We start from the raw sequence: 20,010 nt of genomic DNA, 5'->3' as shown, positions 1-20,010 counted from the left end.
CTAAGAACCGTGACATACACAACTCCGCCGGGCTGGTATCCGGATCCTGGGCACTCGGGCGATGGCCCCCAGCAGGAACGCTGGTGGGACGGTTCCGCCTGGACCGACGAACTCCGCGCCACCTCCACCGCGGAGTGGGCGCCGCCGACCGCGCCTCCATATCCCGGGTCGCCTCCCTATCCCGTATCACCGCCACCCGGACGGATGAACCGCGGCCGTCGTATCGCCGTCGGTGTCACTGCCGTGGTCGTGGCGATGGCCATCGCGGGAGGCTTCTATCTGCTCGGCCGCGACGGAGACGACAGCGCGTCGGCGCGCGTCGGCGACGTCCCTTCCATAGCTCCCTCACTGCCCGGACAGCGGACCCCGAACCCTGATGGCCCGGGCGGTCCGGGCGGCTCCGGCGGCGGCGAGAGCGATGCGCCCGGGATGCCGCAGACCGAGGACGGTTATGCCACCGACGCGGCCAGCGGGATCAGCATCCCGGTCCTGGACGGCTGGACCGGCGAGTCCGGAGTGGTCGGCGCCGGAGTGACCACCGGGAAGTACTCCTGTCCCGGGGACACGTCCCAGAGCTGTGTCCGCGGCGGAGTGTTCTCCGCGCCCGCGGCGGCGATGAAGATCGAGGCCACCACGGCCAAGGCGGCGGCGGAGAAGGACATCCAGGCCAATGCCGAGGAGTCCTACGGCGGCGAGATCTACGGAAAGATCTCCTCCCACGAGGAGCTGAAGTCCGAGGCGGTCACCGTCGCCGGGCAGAAGGGCTATCTGGTGCGGTGGAAGGTTGTCACGAGCAAGGGCGACGACGGCTATGTGCAGTCGCTCGCCTTCACCTCGCCCTCCGCCTCCGGGCTGATGGTTGTCGTGCGCTCGGGCTTCGACATCAATGACAAGGCGCCCAAGCTGTCCGTGATGGACGAGATCACGCAGGGCATCAAGGCCGCGGCAGGTGCGGGAAGCGGCAGCGGGCAGGGAGTCTGACCGTCCGAGGCGTGGAGCCGTCCGACCGTCTGAGCGCAGGACCGTCCGACCGAGACCGGTGGTCGGTGGCGGCGGGCTGCGGTCGGCCCAGTCGCTTCCGCGTGATGTTCCAGCTTTCGTGTGGTGTTCCAGGGCGGGTCGCCGTGTGCGGCCCGCCCTGTGGCGTGCGGTGACGCGGTACGGCGGGCCGGAGCGGCGTCCGTCCAGGCCCGTCGGCCGTACACTCCCTTCATGGGGTGTACACGTGCGGTGAGGGAGTGCCTGCGACAGGCCCCTTGCGCGCTGTGCTCGGCCGCCGCGGGTGTGCTGACCGCAGGTCCGGGCCCGGTGTCCCCGCCGGAAGCCGCCTGCCGGGCGCTGCACGGCCACGGCTAGCGCCCTGCCGCCCCGCCCGACTTTCCTCCGTACCGAGCCTTCTGAACCGGCCGCGTCGGGCCGTACGGACTCGGCAGCCGTCCGCGGAGTCGGTTTCCCCGGTCGGCCGCCCGTTCCCGTAACGCCGTAGCGGACCCTGAACCCGAGCCGGTCCCTGGCGGTCCCTGGCGTCCTCACCGGTCACCTCCGTCCCACCCATGTCGCGATGCCTTGTTCCTGTCGGGCCGCGATTCCGAGCCGCACCTCCGAGAGGATCCCTGTGAAGTTGAGCGAGTTGCTCGCCGGGCACGACCACGAGACTCTGCGGGGGGATCCGGACACGGCGATCACCGCGGGTATCTGCTTCGACGCCCACCGGGTGGTGCCGGCTTCGCTGTACATCGCCGTGCCGGGCCATCGCGAAGGCGGTCCCGCGGCCATCGGCCCGGCCCTCGCGCGCGGTGCGGTGGCGGTGCTGCTGGACGCGGAGGAACCGGAGCCCGACGCGTCGGTGTGGGCGCACACGGACGCGTGTGTCGTACGGGTACGGGACACCCGTACGGTCGCGTCGGCCGTCGCCTCGCGCTACTACGGTGATCCCGGGCGCGGCATGGACATGGTGGCCGTCACCGGCACCAACGGGAAGACCTCGGTGTCGTACATGGTCGAGTCCGTACTGCGGCTCGCCGAGGGCGCGAGAGTCGGTGTCATCGGGACCGCCGGCAGCCGGATCGGCGACGAGGTGATCCCGATGCCGAGATCGGTCCTGACCACGCCCGAATCGCCCGACTTCCAGTATCTGCTGGGATACATGCGCGACCGTGGGACCGGCACGGTGGTGCTGGAGGCCACCTCCATGGGCCTGTTGACGCACCGCGTGGACCACGCCTTCGCCGATGTCGGTGTCTTCACCAACCTGACGCAGGATCATCTGGACGACCACGGCACGATGGAGAACTACCGGGACGCCAAACTCCGGCTGTTCCAAGGGCTTTGCCGACATGCCGTCGTCAACGCCGATGATCCGGTGGGCGCCGGGATCGGTGCGCTGATGCCCGGGGCCGTGACCACATACGCCCTGGACGCCGAGGCGGACTACCGGGCGACCGATCTCACCATGGACGCGTTCGGCACGCGGTTCACCCTCCATCACGAAGGGCGCAAATATCCGGCGGCGATCCCGGTGCCGGGCCGGTTCTCGGTGGCCAACGCCCTTGCCACGGTGGCCGCTTGCCATCTGCTCGGGCACGATCTGCGCGGGCTGGTCGGCGCGCTGGACCGGATGCCGCCGGTTCCCGGGCGGTTCGAGCGCTTCGAGACGCCCGGAGGCACCGCAGTCATCGTCGACTACGCGCACTCGCCGGACTCGCTGGAGAAGGTGCTCACCGCCATCAGGGACTTCGCCCGGGGCCGCGTCATCACCGTCTTCGGGTGCGGCGGCGACCGTGACACTACGAAGCGTGCCCGGATGGGGGAGATCGCCGGTACGTACTCCGATCTGGCCGTGCTCACCTCGGACAATCCGCGGAACGAGGATCCCGGGGCGATCATGGACCAGATCACTCCGGGCCTGCTGGCCACCGGCTGCCGCTTCGAACGGTTCGCCGACCGCCGCTCCGCCATCGCCTTCGCGCTGGCCGAGGCGGGCCGCGACGACATCGTCCTGCTGGCGGGCAAGGGCAGTGAGCCGTACCAGATCGTCGGCGAACGGCTGCTGCCGTTCAGCGACATGGCGACGGTCCGCGAACTCGCCGCGTAGACGCGGAACGGCGGCGGTCGGCCGGGCGGCGGGTCAGTCGGCGTCCGGTTCGCTGTCCGGCGCGCCGTCCGGTTCGTTTCCGAGGACGTACAGCTCGGGCAGATTGACCACGATCGCCTCCTGTGTGCTGCGGGCGATCACCACCACGGCCTCCTCGTCGGCGCTGGGATTCTCCTCGCGGTGCGGGACGTAGGGCGGTACGAAGATGTAGTCGCCCGGCGAGGTACGGATCCGGATCTCCTCGGGCGTACCGCCGGAGTCGTCGAGGAACACGAACTCCGGGTGTCCCTTGATCACATGGATGGCCGTCTCGGAGGCGCCGTGATGGTGGTTGGAGGACGCGGTGTCGGGCGCGACATGCGTCTGGCCCATCCAGATCCGCTCGGAGCCGACACTGCTTCCGCTGATCGCCGCGAAGCGCCGCATCCCGCCGGTCTGCGCGGTGTCGCCGTCGAGCGCGTCGGCCCGGATGTGGTGCAGCCGGGCGCGCAGCGGCAGTGTGCTCCCTGCCGTGCCGTGCTCATGGTCCTGGTCACGGTCGTGGTCCGGCAGATCGGGATGGAACGCGTCGTGTCCGGTGGGCGGGGTGTGCGAGGTCATGGAGATCCTGCTCGTCGGGGCTGCGGACGGCGAGGTCCTGGCCGGGGTCCGGCGAGCTCTCGGCCGAGGTCTCGGCGCCGACGGTAGAGAGCGCGGCGAATGGATGTCAAGATGTGTCCATTACCGCCGAGCTGGCTGTTCCCGGTTCTCGGACGGTTCGTCAGGTACGGAGACCCGCGGGGAGACGGTGCAGATGCAGATATCGGCGAAGGCGGACTACGCGGTGCGAGCGCTCGTCGAACTCGCCGCCGACAGCGCACGGCCGCTGACCTGTGAGGGCATCGCGTCCGCCCAGGACATCCCGTTCCGGTTTCTCAAATCGGTCTTCCGGGATCTGCGGCAGGCCGGTCTGGTCCGCAGCCAGCGCGGCTGTGAGGGCGGCTACTGGATAGGCCGCGATCCGGCCGCGATCAGTGTGGCCGAGGTGATGACCGCGGTCGACGGCGAGTTCCTCACACTGCGCGGCGCCCGGCCCGACAGCCTCGTCTACCCCGGCGCCGCGCGGCGGCTGCCGGATCTGTGGCGCGCGGTCGAGGCCGCCGCGCAGTCGGTGCTCGGCCGCACGACCATCGCCGAACTCGCCGCCGAGGGCGCGGCAGGCACTGAGGGCGCGGTCGCCGCCGAGAGCGCTGAGGGCGCGGAGGACATGGAGGACGTGGCGTCGCGGAGTACCGGTCCCGGGTCCTCGGTCCGCGATGTCTCTCCGGCGGTTCCGGTATGACCGAGGAGCCTTCTGGAGCGGTGGCCGGTCCACCGCCGGCGGAAGTGGCTCGGCCACTGATCCGGATCACCGAGTACACCGATCCCGCCTGCCCTTGGGCCTGGGGCTCCGAGCCGGTCTTCCGGTCGCTCAGACAGACGCTCGGGCCGCGCGCGCGGTGGCGGCAGGTCTTCGGCATCCTCTTCGACGAGGACGACGATCCGGCTCCCGACCCGGATGCCGAGGCCCGCTGGTACGAGCGGTTCATCCACGAGGTCACCGCCCATACGCACGCACCGTACGCGCGCCGGCTGCACTGGCTCACCCGTACGAGCTGGCCCGCGTCCCTCGCCGCCACGGCCGCCAGGTCGCAGGGAACGGAGATCGCCGAGCGGGTCTTGCGACGGCTGCGCGAGAGTACGTTCGTCGTCGGCGCGCCCGCGGACACACCGGCCGGGATCCTTGGCGCCGTACGGGACATCCCCGGCCTTGACACCGACCGGCTGCTGCGCGACCTGGCCGCTCCACGGACCCGGGAGGCGGTCCGCTCCGACTGGGCGGAGACCCGTGCGCCGCTTTCCGAGGTGCTCGGTCTCGACGGGCCGGGACCGCATCCGGGCCGGGCGAAGGAGGTCGGCGACCACCGCCGTTACGCGCTGCCGACACTGCTCTTCGAGGGACCGGGCGGCCGGGTGTGCGTACCGGGATGGCGGCCCGTCGAGACCTATCTCGAAGCCGCCCGTACGGCCGCCGCCGCGCCGCTGCCGCGCAGGCCCGTACGGTGGTCGCCCGGCGAGGCGCTGGAGCGCTGGCGGAGTCTGACCGTCCCTGAACTCGCCCTGCTCACCGGCGAGTCGGAGCCGCCGCCGAATGCCGTACGGATCGAGACGGGCCATGGGCCGCTGTGGCTGCATCCCGACGAGACGCGTCCCGGAGCGGTCTGAACAGGGCCGCCGAAAAGACCGGTTCGGCCGGCGCCGAAGAGGCATGACGGCAACCGTCGCACGCGTGTGGGCAGATGAAAGCGCAGGTCGCCAAGGTCTCGGACAATGAGACACCAAGAGGTGTCCATTGACAGCGTGGCGCCCGGCCGTGAGGATACGAGGCATGCATTCGATGCACCCTGGTGTGGTCTGCCGCTACGTGGACTATCGGCGTACGTCCAGCGCCCTCTGTCGCTGACCCGACCGCCGACGCGGCCCTTGAGGCTCTTCCGGGCCCTCGGCACTCCGGCCCTGCCCCGGATTCCCGCGCCGCGACAGCGGTGACCCGGGGACGTACACCCGTACACCGGACCTCCACCGACCGGCACGCCGCGCGATCTTCCGCGTGGCACTTCCCGCCGTAGCCGTAACCCCAGCCGTAGCCGCACGCCTCAAGCCGTATCGGAGCCCTTCCCGGCCCGAGAGTCGGCTGCTTCTCCTCATCCGTGTCCGCCGTCGGCGGTTCCGGTGCTGTCACGCCCCAATGCCGCGGCGGTGGACGGTACCGCGCTCCGTTGTGAGCTCATCCCGCCACAACGGCCCAGAAAGGTGGCGTCCCCATGCCGATCTTCCGTACCTCATCCACCACCGCCGGCGCGGACCGCCCGGCCATCTCCTCGTCGCCCGCCCGGCTCTCCCGCCCAGGACCGGGACGGCGCTCCTTCCTCGGGCTCGCCCTCGGCGCGGGCGCCGCGCTCGCCCTCACCGCCTGCGGAGGCCAGCCCACATCGACGGCGAGCGGCCGGGGCGGCACGCTCAAATGGGGCTGGGCGCTGCCGACTTCATGGGATCCGGTCACCTCGTCCGCAGGCTGGGACGTGCACTCCCTCTCCCTCGTCTATGCCGCGCTCACCACGCTCGACCAGCGCGGCAACGCAGTCCCCGCCCTCGCCGCCTCCTGGAAGTACAACGACGACGGCACGGTCGTCACGTTCACCCTCCGCCAGGGACTGAAGTTCAGCGACGGGACTCCGGTCGACGCCACCGCCGTGAAGAAGAGCATCGAACGGGGCCGTGACTACGAGAAGTCGCTGATCGCCGCCCAGCTCACAGGCGTCAAGGAGGTCACGGCCGTCGACGCCCGCACCGTCGAACTGCGCCTCGCCGAGCCCGACTTCCAGATTCCGCTGCTCCTCGCGGGCAAGACCGGCATGGTCGTCAATCCCAAGGTCTTCGAGAGCGACGCCGCGAGTCTCGCCACCGAGCCCGCGGGATCCGGTCCGTACACCCTGGCCTCGTACGTCCAGAACTCCAAGGCCGTGCTGCGCCGCAACACCGGCTACTGGGACGCGGACCGGATCAAGATCGAGAACTTTGAGCTGTATCCGCTGCCCGAGCCCTCGACCGTCGTCGCCGCCCTCACCTCCGGGCAGTACAACGTCGCGCAGATACCGGGCAGTCAGGTCGAGGCGGCCAAGGCCGCCGGTCTTGAGGTCCAGGTCATTCCCTCCATGGTGGTGGCCGTCCTCGATGTCCACAACGGCAAGGAGCCCTTCACCGACCCGGACGTGGCGCTCGCGCTCAAGTACGCGATCAACCGCGAGGAACTTCTCCAGACCGCGTCCTTCGGCCATGGCGAGGTGTCCCGGCAGCCCTTCCCCAAGGGATACGCGGGCCATGACGACGCGCTGGACACGCTCTTCCCGTACGACCCGGAGAAGGCCAAGGAGCTGCTGGCGAAGGCCGGCCACGCGAACGGTCTGAAGATCACACTCTCCACATCGAAGGCCGAAGGCGTACCCGAACTGATCCAGGCGCAGCTCAAGAAGGTCGGCATCACGGCCACCATCGAGAGCATCCCGGCGGCCCGCGCGTCCCAGTTGGTCTATGTCCAGCGCAGCAAGGCCCTCTTCGTCGACCAGTTCGCCGGACGTGAGGCCGCCACCCAGGGCTTCCAGGTGCTCTTCGGCAAGGAAGGCCTGATGAATCCGGGCCGTACCGTCTCGCCCGAGCTGGAGAAGGCGCTCGATGTGGTCCGCCGTACGCCGCTGGACTCGCCCGACTATCCGGCCGTTCTCCAGAAGGCCACCGGGATCGCCGTACGGACCATGCCGAACGTCTTCCTCTACACCGTTCCGCGAATCCTCGCCCGCAATCCCAAGGTCTCCGAGATCCCGGCGTACACCGTCGTCCAGCGGTTCGAGGGAGTCACGGTCTCATGACCGCGCCCATAGTGACGGAGACGGTGCCGGGGACGAAGGCGGGCCACGGGCGCCGGCCGTGGTCTGTGGGATCCGCCTCCGTACGGCGACGGCTGGCGGGAGCACCGCGCCCGCTGGGCCGGCTGCTCGTCATCACCGCCACGGTCTTCTTCCTAGCCTCGCTGCTCACCTTCGCGCTCGGCGCCCTCTCGGAGGCCAACCCGGCGGCGGCCGTCCTCGGTGACCAGGCGACACCGGCCGATATCGCCCGTATGGAGGCCCAGTTCGGATTGGACCGGCCACTGTACGTGCAGTATCTGAGCTGGCTCGGCCACGCGCTCACCGGTGATCTCGGGGTGTCCTGGTTCACCAGTGTGCCCGTCGCCGACAGTATCGCCGGAGCCCTGCCGGTCGATCTGTCCATCGCCGGTCTCGCCCTGCTGCTCGCCGTGGTCATCGGCGGTGGCGCCGGAATTGTCGCCGCCCTGAACAACGGCGGGCGCTTCGACCGGGCCGTCACCCTTGTCTCCTCCGCCCTGGCCACCCTCCCGCCGTTCCTCATCGGCATCGTGCTGATCGTCGTTTTCGCGGTGCAGCTCGGCGCGCTGCCCACCGGCGGCTATGTACCGCTGGGCGAGAGCCCGGGGGAGTGGCTGCGGTACGCGATCCTGCCCGCGTTCGCCCTCAGCCTGGACGCCGCCGCCTCCATCGCCCGGCAGTTGCGCACCTCGCTCGTCGGGGCCCTGCGCGAGAACTATGTGACCGGCGCCGAGATGCGCGGCTTCTCCGCCCGGCGGGTGCTGTTCGGACATGTACTGCGCAATGCCGCCGGACCTGCGCTCTCCGTCCTCGGCGTGAGTGTGCCGGTGATCCTGGGCGGCGCGGTCGTCACCGAGAAGATCTTCAATCTGCCCGGGATCGCCCAGCTCTCGCTCCAGTCGGCCGAACAGCACGACATCCCGGTCATCCAGGGAACGCTGCTGGTCACCGTGGCCGTGGTGCTCATCGCCAATATCGCCGTCAACGCGGCGCTGACGGCGCTCAATCCGGCCGCGCGCAGACAGCCGGACGGCGGTCGCGGCCGGGCGGCGGAAGGGAGCGCCCGATGAGGACACTCCGGCGTACCTGGCGGCTGCCGTCGGCCCGGATGGCGCTGGCCGTGCTCGCGCTCGTCGCGCTGGTGGCGGTCGCGGGTGGCGCCCTCGCACCGTACGATCCGCTGGCCCAGCGGCCGGCCGACATGCTGCACGGACCCAGTGCCGGACATCTGCTCGGCACCGACTATCTGGGACGTGATGTCCTCAGCAGACTGCTGGCGGGCACGGGACGCTCGGTCGTGGGCGCCCTGGAGGCGGTCGGCGCGGCGATGCTGCTCGGCATCGTGCCGGGGATCGCCTCCGTGTGGCTCGGCCGGACCGTCGAATGGACGGCCCAGCGGGCCGCGGACACCTTGATGATCATGCCGTTCACGGTCTTCGCCATCGCCGTGGTCGGAGCGCTGGGCAACGGGATGCACCAGGCGATGCTGGCGCTGGGCGTGCTCTTCGCACCGCTGTACTTCCGGGTGACCCGCGCCGCCGCCCTGGGACTGAAGCAGGCGCAGTATGTGGAGGCGGCCGAACTCATGGGCGCGTCCCGGTGGTGGATCCTGCGCGTCCATGTCTGGGGCAAGATCCTGCCGACGATCGCCGTCACCACCGCGCAGGCCGTCGGGCAGGCGCTCCTCGTGGTCGCGTCCCTGACCTTTCTCGGGCTGGGCGTGCAGCCGCCCGCGCCGACCTGGGGCGGAATGCTCGCCTCGGATCTGGGCTATCTGGCCCAACAGCCCTGGGCGCCGCTGATCCCGGGCGCCGCGATCATGATCACGGTCGGTGCCCTGAACATCCTCGCGGACGCCGTACGCGACAGCGGGGCGGCGGACGCGGGAACGAAGCCGGACCGGAAGGCCGGCACCGCGCCGCGCATCCAGGTGATCACACGTGTGGAGAAGCGTCCGGAGGAGGTCGACCAGCGTGTCGCGACTGGCTGAGCCAATTGACCAATTGCCCGCCGTACTGACCGTCGACGGACTCGATGTCACCGTCTCCGGCGGAGTACGCGCCGTCCGTGAGGTGACCTTCGCCATCGGGCGCGGTGAAGCCGTCGGTCTCGTCGGGGAGTCCGGCAGCGGGAAGAGCCTGACCTGCCGGTCCGCACTGGGCGTGCTGCCCGCCGGATGCGAGGTGTCGGGCGGCCGGATCACTCTTGGTGCCGCCGGCGCGGAGCCGGACACCGCACCCGGCCCCGGCGCCGAGCTGACCGCGTTCAGCCGTAAGCAGTGGGACGCCGTACGGGGCCGCCGTGTCGGAGCCGTGTTCCAGGATCCCGCCTCGTATCTCAATCCCTCGCTCACGGTGGGCCGTCAGCTCACCGAGCAGCTACGGGTGGGAGCCGCGCTCTCCAGGGCCGAGGCGCATATCCGCGCCGTCGAACTCTTCACGGCCGTCGGACTGCACCGCCCTGAAGAGGTCTTCCACCAGTACCCGCACGAGCTCTCCGGCGGGATGCTCCAGCGGGTCCTCATCGCCATCGCCGTCTCCTGCTCGCCCGAACTGCTCATCGCGGACGAGGCCACCACCGCCCTCGATGTGGTCATCCAGGCCGAGATCCTCGAACTCCTCCAGCGGCTCAGGGCCGAACAGGGCCTCGCCCTGCTTCTGGTCACTCACGATCTGGCCGTCGTCGCCGAGAGCTGCGATCGCGTTCTGGTCATGTACGCGGGCGAGATCGTCGAGGACGGTCCCACCGCCGAGGTGCTCGCCTCGCCCGCACACCCGTATACCGAGGCGCTGCTACGGGTGGCGTCGATCGGCGCGTGGGGACGGCGTGAGCTGGACATCATCCCTGGCCGGCCGCCCGAGACCGGTGCCGAGCTGCCCGGCTGCCGGTTCGCCGACCGCTGCGCCCACGCCGCCGCGCGCTGCACCGAAGGGCCCGTCGCTCTGCACTCCGTGGACGGCGGACGCCGGGCGCGCTGCCTGCGCCCGGCCGGACTGCTCGGCGAAGCGACCGCGCCCGTCACGGAAGGAGCCTCGGTATGACCACCGTCCAAGGACCTGTCCTCGCGGCCCGGCAGGGCGAGGCGGCGGCCATCGGGCCCGACCAGGACGCGCTGCTGGAGATCAGCGGACTCACCGTGTCGTACGGCCGACGGGCCACCTCGCTGCGCCGCGCCGGACGCACCCGGGTGCTCTCGGGCGTCGATCTCACCGTACGGGCGGGCGAGATCGTCGGGATCATCGGTGAGACCGGTTCGGGCAAGACCACCCTGGCCCGTGCCACGGTCGGTCTGGTACGGCCCGACAGCGGCGCCATCGGCTTCGAGGGCCGGGATCTCACCCGGCTGAACCGCCGTGAACTGCGGGACTTCCGGCGCTCGGGACGTGTGCAGTACATGTTCCAGGATCCGCTGCGCTCACAGGATCCTGAACTGACGGCCCGTCAGACAGTGGCTGAGCCACTCGCCGCCGTCGGCGCGGCGAGCCGGCGTGAGCGCGCGGAGCGGGCAGACGAGGCACTGACCTTGGTGGGTCTGGACGCCGACGCGCTCGGAGCCCGTACATCAGCACAGCTCTCCGGTGGCCAGCGCCAGCGGGTGTCGCTGGCCCGCGCCATCGTCACCCGGCCTCGGCTGCTCCTCAGCGACGAGCCGGTCAGCGCTCTGGACGCCTCCAACCGCAATCTCGTACTGAGCCTGCTCGACCGGCTCCGCCGTGAACTCGGCCTCGCTGTCGTCGTCATCTCCCACGACCTCAGCTCGCTGGCCGGTATCGCCGACCGGGTCGCCGTCCTCTACCGGGGCCGACTGGTCGAACAAGGGCCGATCGGCGAGGTCCTGGAGCATCCACGGCATCCGTACACCGCGCTGCTCACCGCCTCCGCGCCGAGCGTACGCCGTGAACACCGGCTGCTGCCCGCCCAGTTGCGCCCGGACGCGGACCGTCCGCCGTGGCCGGACGACGAGGGCTGTGTCTTCGCACCACGCTGCCGGTTCGCCGGGCCCGAGTGCCGGGACGAGCCGCGCCGTACCGCGCTCTCCGACGACACCGGAGCGTCCCACACCGTCGCCTGCCACCACACCGCCACCTGGCGCGACCTGATCGGCTGACGACCGCTCTTTCCCCACTTCGCGCCCATAGGACCCGCTTCGCACCCACAGGAGAACCACCGCCATGCCCATCGAGTTCATCGGTATCGCCGCCACCCAGGAGATCAGCGAAAGCGGCTCGGCCACTCCCGTGTCCGGCCGCGACGGCATCTCCACCCGGACCGAAACCGGTCACGCCAGTGGGCCGGTCGTCCAGCCCGGCTATCTGCGGGAACTGGCCCGTGCCCATGAGGAGTCGGGCTTCGACCGCGTACTGGTCGCGCACTCCTCCGCGAGCCCGGACGGCTTCACCGTCGCCGACCAGATCCTGACCCACACCGACCGGCTGGGCGTCCTGCTCGCCCACCGTCCCGGCTTTGTCTCGCCGACGCTCGCCGCCCGGAAGTACGCGACGCTGGACGCCTTCCATCCCGGCCGGATCGCTCTGCATGTCATCACCGGCGGCGATGACGCGGACCAGGCCCGTGACGGCGACTTCAGCGACAAGCCGACGCGCTACCGGCGCACCGACGACTTCCTCGATGTGGTCCGCAAGGAGTGGAGCTCCGCCCAACCTTTCGACCACGACGGCGAGTTCTACCGGGTACGCGGCGGCTTCTCCGCCGTACGGCCCGCCGCTCCCATCCCTGTCTACTTCGGCGGCGCCTCCGAGGACGCCGTGCGCGTCGGCGGCAGGCACGCCGATGTCTATGCCTTCTGGGGCGAACCGCTCGCCGGGATCGCCGAGCGTATCCGTGAGGTACGGGCCGCCGCCGCGCCGTACGGCCGCGACCCACGGTTCAGTGTCAGTCTGCGTCCCATCCCCGCCGCCACCGAGGCCGAGGCATGGGAGCGGGCGAAGGAGATCCTGCGGCTGACCAAGGAACGAGTGGGCGAGGTGCGCAAGGCGTTCCATCTCGACCACGCCGAACAGCGCGGCTCCCAGCGGCTGCTGGAGTACGCGGCCCAGGGCGAGATCCATGACAAGCGGCTCTGGACCGAGATAGCCAAGACCACCGGAGCGGCGGGCAACTCCACCGCGCTGGTGGGCAGTTACGAGCAGGTCGCCGAATCCCTGCTCGACTATGTGGCCCTCGGCGTGAGCACCCTGCTGATCCGCGGCTTCGCGCCGCTGGCCGATGCCCGCGACTACGGCACGCTGATCGGTCTCGTACGCGCCGAGGCCGAGCGGACCGGGACCGCGGAGCCCGCCGGAGAGGCCGTGGTCCCGGTATGAGTTCTCCCAGTCCGCGACTCGCCCACCATGCCGACCGGCCGGAGATCTCGTGACCCGTACCGCGCTGTCCACCGAACACCGCCCAGGCGCCACCGCGCTGCCGACTCCGGACCTCGCCCGGCTTCCGGCCGTCACCGAGGCGCTCGCAGCCCGCGCGGCCGAACATGACCACGACGCGTCCTTCCCGGCCGAGGGCTTTGTGCTCGCCCACGAGGCCGGGCTGCTCACCGCCACCGTGGCGACCCGCTACGGCGGTCCCGGCGCCGGACTCGCCGACACCGTCCGTATCCTGCGCGCCCTCGGCGCCGGAGATCCGGCCGTGGCGCTCGTCACCGCCATGACGCTGTTCACCCACGCCGCCGAGGCCCGTACGCCCGGCTGGCCGCCCGCCGCGTACGCCGCACTCCTCGACGCGTCGGCCACCGGTCCCGCACTGGTCAACGCGCTGCGGGTGGAACCCGAACTGGGCAGCCCGGTCCGCGGCGGACTTCCCGCCACCACCGCACGGCGCGACGGCGACCACTGGCTGCTGACCGGCCGCAAGATCTACTCCACCGGCGCGGTGGGTCTCAGCCGGATGCTGGTCTTCGCGCGGACCGACGAGGACCCGGTACGCGTCGGCTCCTTCATCGTGCGCGCGGGCAGCCCAGGGCTGACCGTCGAACCCACCTGGGACCATGTCGGGCTGCGGGCCAGCCGCAGCGACGATGTCGTGCTCGACTCCGTTCCGGTACCGGCCGGCGATGTCATCGCACTGGACGAGGCCGGAGACATCCCCGGTGCCCGGCCCGATCCGGAAACCGGCGCCTGGAACGCCCTCGGTCTGACCGCCCTCTATCTCGGCGTGGCGGGCGCGGCCCGCGACTGGCTCGTCCACTTTCTGCACGAACGGGTCCCGACTGCCCTCGGCGCGCCTCTGGCGACGCTGTCCCGGTTCCAGATGGCCGTCGGCGAGATCGAGACGGCGCTCTTCGGCGCGGACACACTCGTCGACACCCTGGCCGCCCGTATCGACACCGGCGACCAGGAGGCCGCCGACCGGGCCGGCACCGCCAAGGTGCTCGGCACCCGCGCCGCCATCACGGCCGTCGAACAGGCCGTCGCCCTGATCGGCAATCACGGTCTCACCCGGGCCAATCCGCTCCAGCGGCACTACCGCGATGTGCTGTGCGCCCGTGTGCACACACCGCAGGACGACTCCGTACTCCTCACCACCGGCCGCGCCGCCCTCGACCGCGCGCTCGACCGCACGTCCGCACCGAAAGGCAACTGACTCATGAGCGTCGAATTCATCGGCATGATCGGCACCCAGGACGCCTCGGAGACCAGGCCGCCCAGCGGTCCGGCCGTCGATCCGGCGTACACGGCCCGCTTCGCCCGTGCCCACGAGGACGCGGGATTCGACCGGATCCTCATCGGCTACAGCTCCAGCAGGCCCGACGGCGTCCAAGTGGCCGCGTATGTCGCCGGGCACACCGAACGGCTCGGTCTGCTCGTCGCCCACCGTCCGGGCTTCATCGCGCCCACGCTCGCGGCCCGTTCCTTCGCCACGCTCGACCAGTTCAGCGGAGGCCGTGTCGCCGTCCACACCATCACCGGCGGCAGCGACACCGAACAGCGCAGGGACGGCGACTACCTGGAGAAGGAGGAGCGTTACGACCGCACCGACGAGTATCTGTCCATCCTGCGCCGTGCCTGGTCCTCCGCCGAGCCCTTCAGCCACGAGGGCCGCCACTACCGCTTCGAGGAGTACGCCTCCGGCGTTCTGCCGGTGCGTGAGTCGGGCATTCCGCTCTACTTCGGCGGCTCCTCCGAGGCCGCGTACCGGGTGGGCGGACGGCACGCCGACACCTTCGCGCTGTGGGGCGAGCCGCTCGCCGGGACCGCCGAGCAGATCGCCTCCGTACGCGCCGCCGCCACGGCGGCGGGACGTACCGAACCGCCCGGTATCAGCGTCTCCTTCCGCCCGATCCTCGGCGCGACCGAAGAACTCGCCTGGGAACGCGCCCATCGCATTCTGGACACCATCAAGTCCGGCGCCGGACGGGCCTTCTTCGACCAGGCCCGTCATCAGCCTGGGCAGAGCGGACCGCAGAACACCGGCTCGCGGCGGCTGCTCGCGGCAGCCGCCAAGGGCGATCTGCACGACCGTGCCCTGTGGACGCCCACCGCCACCGCCACCGGAGCGGGCGGCAACACGACCGCGCTGGTCGGTACGCCGGAGACGGTGGCGTGTGCGCTGCTCGACTATGTCGACATCGGCGCGACCACGCTGCTCATCCGCGGATACGACCCGCTCGAAGACGCCATCGACTACGGACGCGAGCTGATCCCGCTCGTCCGCCAGGAACTCGCCCACCGCGCCGCGACCGCTGCCCCCGCCCCCGTCGCCGCCCTCGATGCGCTGGGCAGCCTGCGATGACCGACCTGTACAGCGCACCTGCTCCCATCGGCGCGGCGGATGCCCGCAGTTGGCAGCCGCCCGCCGGGATCGCTCCGCGCGGCACTCTGCTTCTGCTGCCCGGCCGTGGCGAACACCCTTTCGTCTATGAGCGTTTCGGGCGTCGGCTGTCCGCCGATGGATATGTCGTGCACGCGCTCGCTACCACCCCGGACGACAACGCCGAAGAGATTCTGGAACGAGCGGCCGATGCCGCCGGTCCCGAACCCGTCGGGCCCGTTGTCCTTGTCGGCAGCGATACGGGAGCCCTCCAGGCCCTGCATACCGCCGTGACGGCCGGCCCACGGCTCCCGGTCGGAGGCATCGTCGTCGCCGGGGCCGCTCCGACGTCGGAAGTGGCCGAGCCACAACGCGGCTCAGCCACCGCGTGGGACGACGAGCTCGCGGCGCGCACCGCGTGCCCGGCCCACCGTAAGCGGCTCACCGAGGACGAGGGCTTCGTACGGGGACGGCTCACCGACGCCGTGCCCGCCCATCTGCTCGCCGATGCCCGGCCCGACGTACCCGCTCTGGTCCTGCACGGCGGGACCGACCCGGTCACTCCGCCCGAGCAGGCACGCGCACTGGCGGCCCGGCTGCCGCGCGCCACCCTCGGTGTGGTGCGCGAAGGGCTGCACGACGTACTCAACGACGCATCGCACCGGACCACGGCGGCTGTGCTCGTGCTGTGGCTGGAAAGGCTCCGTGCCGACCCGGGACCGGCCCCGATCCTCACCGTCGAGCAGGGCGCCGTCCTGTGACCGTCACCATCACCCAGTGGAAGGGAAGCGGTATGACCGTGTCCACCGAACGCACCGCGGCCGGCACCGCGGCCGGCACCGCGGCCGGCACCTCGGCCGGCACCTCGGCCGGCACCTCGGCCGGCACCTCGGCCGGCACCTCGGCCGGCACCTCGGCCGGCCCCACCGCCGGCTCCACCGCCGTCCCGGCCGACGAGATACTGCGCCGCACGCTGCGCCGGCACGCGGCAGGCGTCACCGTGATCACCGTGCCGGGACCCGCCGGATTCACCGCGACCTCGTTCACCTCGGTCTCGCTGGAACCCGCGCTGGTCTCCTTCTGCCTCGGTGTCACGGCCTCGACGCTCCCCGCGGTACAGGCCGCCGACCGGTTCGCCGTCCATGTGCTGGGATCCGGGAACGCGGCGCTGGCCCGGCAGTTCGCGCGCAGCGGCACAGACCGGTTCGCGGGACTGTCGTGGACCGGGGGCCAGGACGGTCTGCCGCTGCTGGACGGCGTACCGGCCTGGCTCACCGCCCGGGTGACGCTGCGTCAGCGGATCGGCGACCATGTCCTTGTCGTCGGCGAGGTCGAAGCGGGCGGTGGCCATGGCAAAGGACCCGCCCTGGTCCACCACGACGGTGCCTTCGCCACGCCCGTACGCCTTCCTCCGCACACCGAGGAGTGATCTCCCTCAGGTCCGGATCACCGCTCGGACAACCGGAATCCAAAGCCGAACCGGAACCGGAACCCGGACCCGACCCGCACTGAGCGCGCCTCCGAGCCCCCGCCGTTGCCGGCGGGGGCTCGGTCGTTCCATGTCGCCTTCGCCCTGATTCGTTTGTCGAAGGTACGGTCCAACACGGTGGCCGGAAACGTTCACCAACTGAAGGGGCGGGCACGGTGGGTCGCCGGCCCACACCGTACCGATGACGGCGGCCGGCCCGACCCGACGGTTCGGGCCACCTGGTACGAACAGCCCGGCCGGCCTTGCCACCGGATCACCGAGGGAGCGTCAACCTCGTCGGCATGCTTCTTTTCTGACGAAGTGTCAGTTCCGGAACTTGACGCAACACCTTGACGGCACCTGGGGGCGACTCTAGCGTCCGGCAGTCGAGGGGAGTCCCGATTCCGGAGCTCCCCGCCCCCCACCCTCGGACATCCGCACCACCGGCGCACCGGCCCCGGGCCGGCGTGAACAGTGTGCGGAATCCTCGACTCCGTTTGGAGTACCCATGAGAACACCGCGGTCCGAGAACGGCCGCCGCGTCAGCAGGGGACGCGTGCGAGCGCTTCTCGCCGGTCTGGTGGCGGTGTGTGCCGTCGCCGCTCAGCTCGTCTTCGGTTCCACCGGGGCCGTCGCCCAGGTGGAGAGTGAAGTCACCCGGCAAGCCGCTCCGGCCAAGGCCGCCGCGGCGCCCGAGGTCGTGCGTGTGGCCGAGTTCCTGGCCGAGTGCAAGTTCAGCCACCGGCTGCCGGACGACCCGATCGTGGTCCCTGGCCTGCCCGGCGGTTCCCACATGCACAGCTTCTTCGGCAGCCACGCGACCAACGCGTACACCAACCTCGGCGATCTGAAGGGAGCCGGGACCACCTGTGACCCGGTCGTCGACCTCTCCGCGTACTGGGTGCCGACCCTCTATGTGAACAACCAGCCCGTCGAACCGACCGGCACCACGTTCTACTACCTCGGTGAGGGCGTGTCGGACGACATCATCGCCCGTACCCAGCCCATACCCGAGGGCCTGAAGATCGTGGCGGGCAACGCCAAGGCGACAGGACCGAACGACGGCGACACCCGTTCGCGCTGGTCGTGCCTGCACGCCGGCCAGGTCAACCCGTCGAAGGACTTCGTCAACTGCCCGGCCGGCACGATGCTGGAGTCGTACCTCGACTTCCCGCAGTGCTGGAACGGCAGGGACCTCGACTCGGCGGACCACAAGAGCCATATGTCCTACCCGGTCAACAACGCGTGCCCGGCGAGCCACCCGGTCCCGGTGCCCAAGCTGCGCCAGGTCCTGCGGTACCCGGTGAACGGGGACCCGTCGGGATTCCGGCTCGCCTCGGGACCCGGTTACACGATGCACGGTGACTTCTTCAACGCCTGGCCGGCGGGCGAGATGGAGCGTCGCGTCCGTAACTGCATCAACCCGATCATCAAATGCGGCGCCAACGGGAATCCGTGATGGTGTGGGGCGGCGGCCGGCCGCGCAAGGGCGGGCCGCCGCCCCGTCCGGTTCGGAAGATGAAGATTCGGAAGATACTGTCGGGCGCGCTGCCGGCCACGCTGCTGGTGGTGGCCCTGCTCGGCTCTGCGGGCTGCGGCGGTGACGGTACCGTCCCCGGCGCCGGGCCCGCGGCGAGGAGCGGTACGCCGTCCCTCTCCGCCCCCACCACCGACACCACCGACACCACCGAGCCTGGTGGCTACAACGCCACCGACCGTGGCTGGGCCCAGCTCATGGCACCCATGAACGAACGGACCCTGCTCCTGCTCGATCTGGTCGCGGAACGCGCGGCCGACCAAGGTCTGTCGGATCTCGCGCGGCGTACGGAAGTGACACACCGGGACGAGCTGACGCGGCTGCGCGGGCTTCTGCGGGAGACGGGAGCGGCGGGAACCAATCCGCACGAGGGCCACGACATGAAAGGAATGGTCACCGACGACGAACTGCGGAGTGTGGCCGAGAGCCGGGGCAAGGCCTTCGACGCCCTCGCCATGACCTATCTCCGCGAGCATCTGGAACAGGGCATTCTGGTCTCACGCGGTGAGGAGGACTCGGGCGCCGCGCCCGCCGCGACAGGTCTCGCCCGGGAAGTGGGAGAGCGCCGCGCCGGGCAGTTGAAGGCGCTGCGTCTGCTGGGCGGCTGACGACACCGGTCGGCTGACGGCACCGGCCGGCCGAGGTCAGACCGAGTCGGTGACGGCCGTTCCCAGCGTCTCGGGCCTGCTGCAATAGGGCAGATCGTCCAGTGGACGGTCGGTGCAGAAGCGGGCCACGAGATCCGCGAAGTCCGCGATCCGCTCCACCGGGGCGAGATGGTCGGTCTCGTCGATGGTCATGAACCGGGCCCGCGGAAGCTGCGCGGCCACCTCGCGTCCCATCATGGGCGTGCACAGGGTGTCGTGCTCGCCGGTGACCACCAGGCTCGGCACCGCGGGCACCGGCTCGGGCCGGTACCACTCGTGCCGCATCAGCCGGGTGTTGTGCTCTGCGGACTTCCGGAGCTGCTCGGGATCCTGCCCGGCGATCTGCTGGTACACGAGCCGGGAGACGGCCGCGTGCTTACGGACCCGGCCCGTGCCGGGCGGCGACATGAAGCGGTCGGCCAGCTCACGGGCGATGGACTCCGTCTCGCCACGGTCGATCATGACGGACCAGCGCTCCATCGCCGCCGCGTAGTCCGCCGGAATCCGGGTGGTCATACCGACCAGCAGAAGACGGGCGAGCATCCCCGGGTAGTGCTGGGCGAAGCGCAGCCCGACGGCGCCGCCGTAGCACGCGGCGACCAAGTTGACGCGCGGTACGGCGAGTTCGTCGAGCAGCTGCCGGACGGCCGCGGCGAGGAAATCCACGCCGTACGACGCGGGCAGGAAGTCCGCGGTGCCGTAACCCGGCAGGTCCACCGTGATGACCTGACCCAATTGGCTGAGCCACTTCTCGTGCCGTACCCAGGAGTTGCGGTCCTGGGACGAGCCGCCCAGCACCAGCAGTGGTTCGGTCAGCCGCCGGTCGTGGCGCACGACACGGCAGGTGTAGCGGAACCCGTCGAACATGAGGTCCCGTTCCTCCACCTGCCCTGCCGTCGTCCCTCCCGCGCCCGTTCCCTCGTCGGCCTCCTGCCCCGGGATCAACGGGCGAGCACTGGGCGATTCCTGGTCCTGGGCGAGGACGGCGTCGATGGACATGGGTGACTCCAGAGCTCCGGAAGGGACAACAACGTCCC

General features: G+C 70.8%; 18 protein-coding genes. 16 read left to right on the top strand and 2 right to left on the bottom strand.

The window, feature by feature from the left end; genetic code table 11:
• Positions 1 to 9 precede the first annotated feature (9 nt).
• Both ACFV6H_RS24670 and ACFV6H_RS24665 read left to right on the top strand, forming a co-directional pair.
• Entirely contained in the window at positions 10 to 981 is a 972-nt protein-coding gene (locus tag ACFV6H_RS24670) for a DUF2510 domain-containing protein (RefSeq protein WP_385545780.1), read from the top strand.
• Between the two features lie 634 nt (positions 982 to 1,615).
• Positions 1,616 to 3,094 carry a UDP-N-acetylmuramoyl-L-alanyl-D-glutamate--2,6-diaminopimelate ligase gene (locus ACFV6H_RS24665; RefSeq protein WP_385545777.1) on the top strand — a complete coding sequence of 493 codons (1,479 nt, stop codon included), beginning with the start codon at positions 1,616 to 1,618 and terminating at the stop codon, positions 3,092 to 3,094.
• A gap of 33 nt (positions 3,095 to 3,127) precedes the next feature.
• Here the strand turns inward: ACFV6H_RS24665 and ACFV6H_RS24660 are convergent, their stop codons facing one another.
• Positions 3,128 to 3,694, bottom strand: coding sequence for a cupin domain-containing protein (locus ACFV6H_RS24660; protein ID WP_385545774.1), 567 nt, complete (start codon positions 3,692 to 3,694; stop codon positions 3,128 to 3,130).
• A 193-nt stretch (positions 3,695 to 3,887) separates the two neighbouring features.
• On the opposite strand from ACFV6H_RS24660, the gene ACFV6H_RS24655 reads away from it, so the two are divergent.
• From ACFV6H_RS24655 to ACFV6H_RS24590, 14 genes are all read left to right on the top strand, one after another.
• Entirely contained in the window at positions 3,888 to 4,415 is a 528-nt protein-coding gene (locus ACFV6H_RS24655; RefSeq protein ID WP_385545772.1) for an RrF2 family transcriptional regulator, read from the top strand.
• Positions 4,416 to 4,435: 20 nt separating this feature from the next.
• Entirely contained in the window at positions 4,436 to 5,338 is a 903-nt protein-coding gene (locus ACFV6H_RS24650; RefSeq protein WP_385545769.1) for a DsbA family protein, read from the top strand.
• A 599-nt stretch (positions 5,339 to 5,937) separates the two neighbouring features.
• Positions 5,938 to 7,539, top strand: a complete 1,602-nt coding sequence (locus tag ACFV6H_RS24645) for an ABC transporter substrate-binding protein (protein WP_385545766.1) — start codon at positions 5,938 to 5,940, stop codon at positions 7,537 to 7,539.
• Positions 7,536 to 8,627 carry an ABC transporter permease gene (locus ACFV6H_RS24640; RefSeq protein ID WP_385545763.1) on the top strand — a complete coding sequence of 364 codons (1,092 nt, stop codon included), beginning with the start codon at positions 7,536 to 7,538 and terminating at the stop codon, positions 8,625 to 8,627. The genes ACFV6H_RS24645 and ACFV6H_RS24640 overlap by 4 nt, the downstream gene beginning before the upstream one ends.
• Entirely contained in the window at positions 8,624 to 9,547 is a 924-nt protein-coding gene (locus ACFV6H_RS24635) for an ABC transporter permease (protein ID WP_385545760.1), read from the top strand. The genes ACFV6H_RS24640 and ACFV6H_RS24635 overlap by 4 nt, the downstream gene beginning before the upstream one ends.
• Positions 9,531 to 10,598, top strand: coding sequence for an ABC transporter ATP-binding protein (locus tag ACFV6H_RS24630; RefSeq protein WP_385545757.1), 1,068 nt, complete (start codon positions 9,531 to 9,533; stop codon positions 10,596 to 10,598). Before ACFV6H_RS24635 ends, ACFV6H_RS24630 begins: the two co-directional genes overlap by 17 nt.
• Positions 10,595 to 11,665, top strand: a complete 1,071-nt coding sequence (locus ACFV6H_RS24625; RefSeq protein WP_385545754.1) for an ABC transporter ATP-binding protein — start codon at positions 10,595 to 10,597, stop codon at positions 11,663 to 11,665. The genes ACFV6H_RS24630 and ACFV6H_RS24625 overlap by 4 nt, the downstream gene beginning before the upstream one ends.
• A gap of 64 nt (positions 11,666 to 11,729) precedes the next feature.
• A complete protein-coding gene (locus tag ACFV6H_RS24620) occupies positions 11,730 to 12,881 on the top strand; it encodes an LLM class flavin-dependent oxidoreductase (protein ID WP_385545751.1) in 1,152 nt (383 codons plus the stop codon).
• Positions 12,882 to 12,930: 49 nt separating this feature from the next.
• Entirely contained in the window at positions 12,931 to 14,154 is a 1,224-nt protein-coding gene (locus ACFV6H_RS24615) for an acyl-CoA dehydrogenase family protein (RefSeq protein WP_385545748.1), read from the top strand.
• Positions 14,155 to 14,157: 3 nt separating this feature from the next.
• Positions 14,158 to 15,303, top strand: coding sequence for an LLM class flavin-dependent oxidoreductase (locus tag ACFV6H_RS24610; protein WP_385545745.1), 1,146 nt, complete (start codon positions 14,158 to 14,160; stop codon positions 15,301 to 15,303).
• The gene (locus tag ACFV6H_RS24605; protein ID WP_385545742.1) at positions 15,300 to 16,082 is read left to right on the top strand and encodes an alpha/beta hydrolase; all 783 of its coding nucleotides are present in this window, start codon (positions 15,300 to 15,302) and stop codon (positions 16,080 to 16,082) included. The genes ACFV6H_RS24610 and ACFV6H_RS24605 overlap by 4 nt, the downstream gene beginning before the upstream one ends.
• A gap of 32 nt (positions 16,083 to 16,114) precedes the next feature.
• Positions 16,115 to 16,750 carry a flavin reductase family protein gene (locus ACFV6H_RS24600; protein WP_385545739.1) on the top strand — a complete coding sequence of 212 codons (636 nt, stop codon included), beginning with the start codon at positions 16,115 to 16,117 and terminating at the stop codon, positions 16,748 to 16,750.
• Between the two features lie 547 nt (positions 16,751 to 17,297).
• Complete coding sequence (locus tag ACFV6H_RS24595; protein ID WP_385545736.1) at positions 17,298 to 18,248, top strand: DUF1996 domain-containing protein; 951 nt, start codon at positions 17,298 to 17,300, stop codon at positions 18,246 to 18,248.
• A gap of 59 nt (positions 18,249 to 18,307) precedes the next feature.
• Positions 18,308 to 18,934: a DUF305 domain-containing protein gene (locus ACFV6H_RS24590; RefSeq protein ID WP_385545733.1), complete on the top strand. Its 627-nt coding sequence runs from the start codon at positions 18,308 to 18,310 to the stop codon at positions 18,932 to 18,934.
• Positions 18,935 to 18,970: 36 nt separating this feature from the next.
• Here ACFV6H_RS24590 and ACFV6H_RS24585 read toward each other — a convergent pair whose 3' ends face one another.
• On the bottom strand, positions 18,971 to 19,972 hold the full coding sequence (locus ACFV6H_RS24585) for an alpha/beta fold hydrolase (RefSeq protein ID WP_385545730.1): 1,002 nt from the start codon (positions 19,970 to 19,972) through the stop codon (positions 18,971 to 18,973).
• Positions 19,973 to 20,010: the final 38 nt, after the last annotated feature.

Origin of the sequence: Streptomyces sp. NPDC059743 (assembly GCF_042732975.1) — a bacterium.
Classification (GTDB): Bacteria; Actinomycetota; Actinomycetes; order Streptomycetales; family Streptomycetaceae; genus Streptomyces.
This window is presented reverse-complemented; position numbering and strand designations above follow the sequence as displayed.

What these genes read in the sequence shown, in the direction of transcription:
- ACFV6H_RS24625 (WP_385545754.1), top strand. Translation starts at nt 10,595, where the DNA reads ATGACCACCGTCCAAGGACCTGTCCTCGCGGCCCGGCAGGGCGAGGCG.
- ACFV6H_RS24585 (WP_385545730.1), bottom strand. Translation starts at nt 19,972, where the DNA reads ATGTCCATCGACGCCGTCCTCGCCCAGGACCAGGAATCGCCCAGTGCT.
- ACFV6H_RS24660 (WP_385545774.1), bottom strand. Translation starts at nt 3,694, where the DNA reads ATGACCTCGCACACCCCGCCCACCGGACACGACGCGTTCCATCCCGAT.
- ACFV6H_RS24655 (WP_385545772.1), top strand. Translation starts at nt 3,888, where the DNA reads ATGCAGATATCGGCGAAGGCGGACTACGCGGTGCGAGCGCTCGTCGAA.
- ACFV6H_RS24645 (WP_385545766.1), top strand. Translation starts at nt 5,938, where the DNA reads ATGCCGATCTTCCGTACCTCATCCACCACCGCCGGCGCGGACCGCCCG.
- ACFV6H_RS24605 (WP_385545742.1), top strand. Translation starts at nt 15,300, where the DNA reads ATGACCGACCTGTACAGCGCACCTGCTCCCATCGGCGCGGCGGATGCC.
- ACFV6H_RS24610 (WP_385545745.1), top strand. Translation starts at nt 14,158, where the DNA reads ATGAGCGTCGAATTCATCGGCATGATCGGCACCCAGGACGCCTCGGAG.
- ACFV6H_RS24635 (WP_385545760.1), top strand. Translation starts at nt 8,624, where the DNA reads ATGAGGACACTCCGGCGTACCTGGCGGCTGCCGTCGGCCCGGATGGCG.
- ACFV6H_RS24600 (WP_385545739.1), top strand. Translation starts at nt 16,115, where the DNA reads ATGACCGTGTCCACCGAACGCACCGCGGCCGGCACCGCGGCCGGCACC.
- ACFV6H_RS24590 (WP_385545733.1), top strand. Translation starts at nt 18,308, where the DNA reads ATGAAGATTCGGAAGATACTGTCGGGCGCGCTGCCGGCCACGCTGCTG.
- ACFV6H_RS24640 (WP_385545763.1), top strand. Translation starts at nt 7,536, where the DNA reads ATGACCGCGCCCATAGTGACGGAGACGGTGCCGGGGACGAAGGCGGGC.
- ACFV6H_RS24595 (WP_385545736.1), top strand. Translation starts at nt 17,298, where the DNA reads ATGAGAACACCGCGGTCCGAGAACGGCCGCCGCGTCAGCAGGGGACGC.
- ACFV6H_RS24620 (WP_385545751.1), top strand. Translation starts at nt 11,730, where the DNA reads ATGCCCATCGAGTTCATCGGTATCGCCGCCACCCAGGAGATCAGCGAA.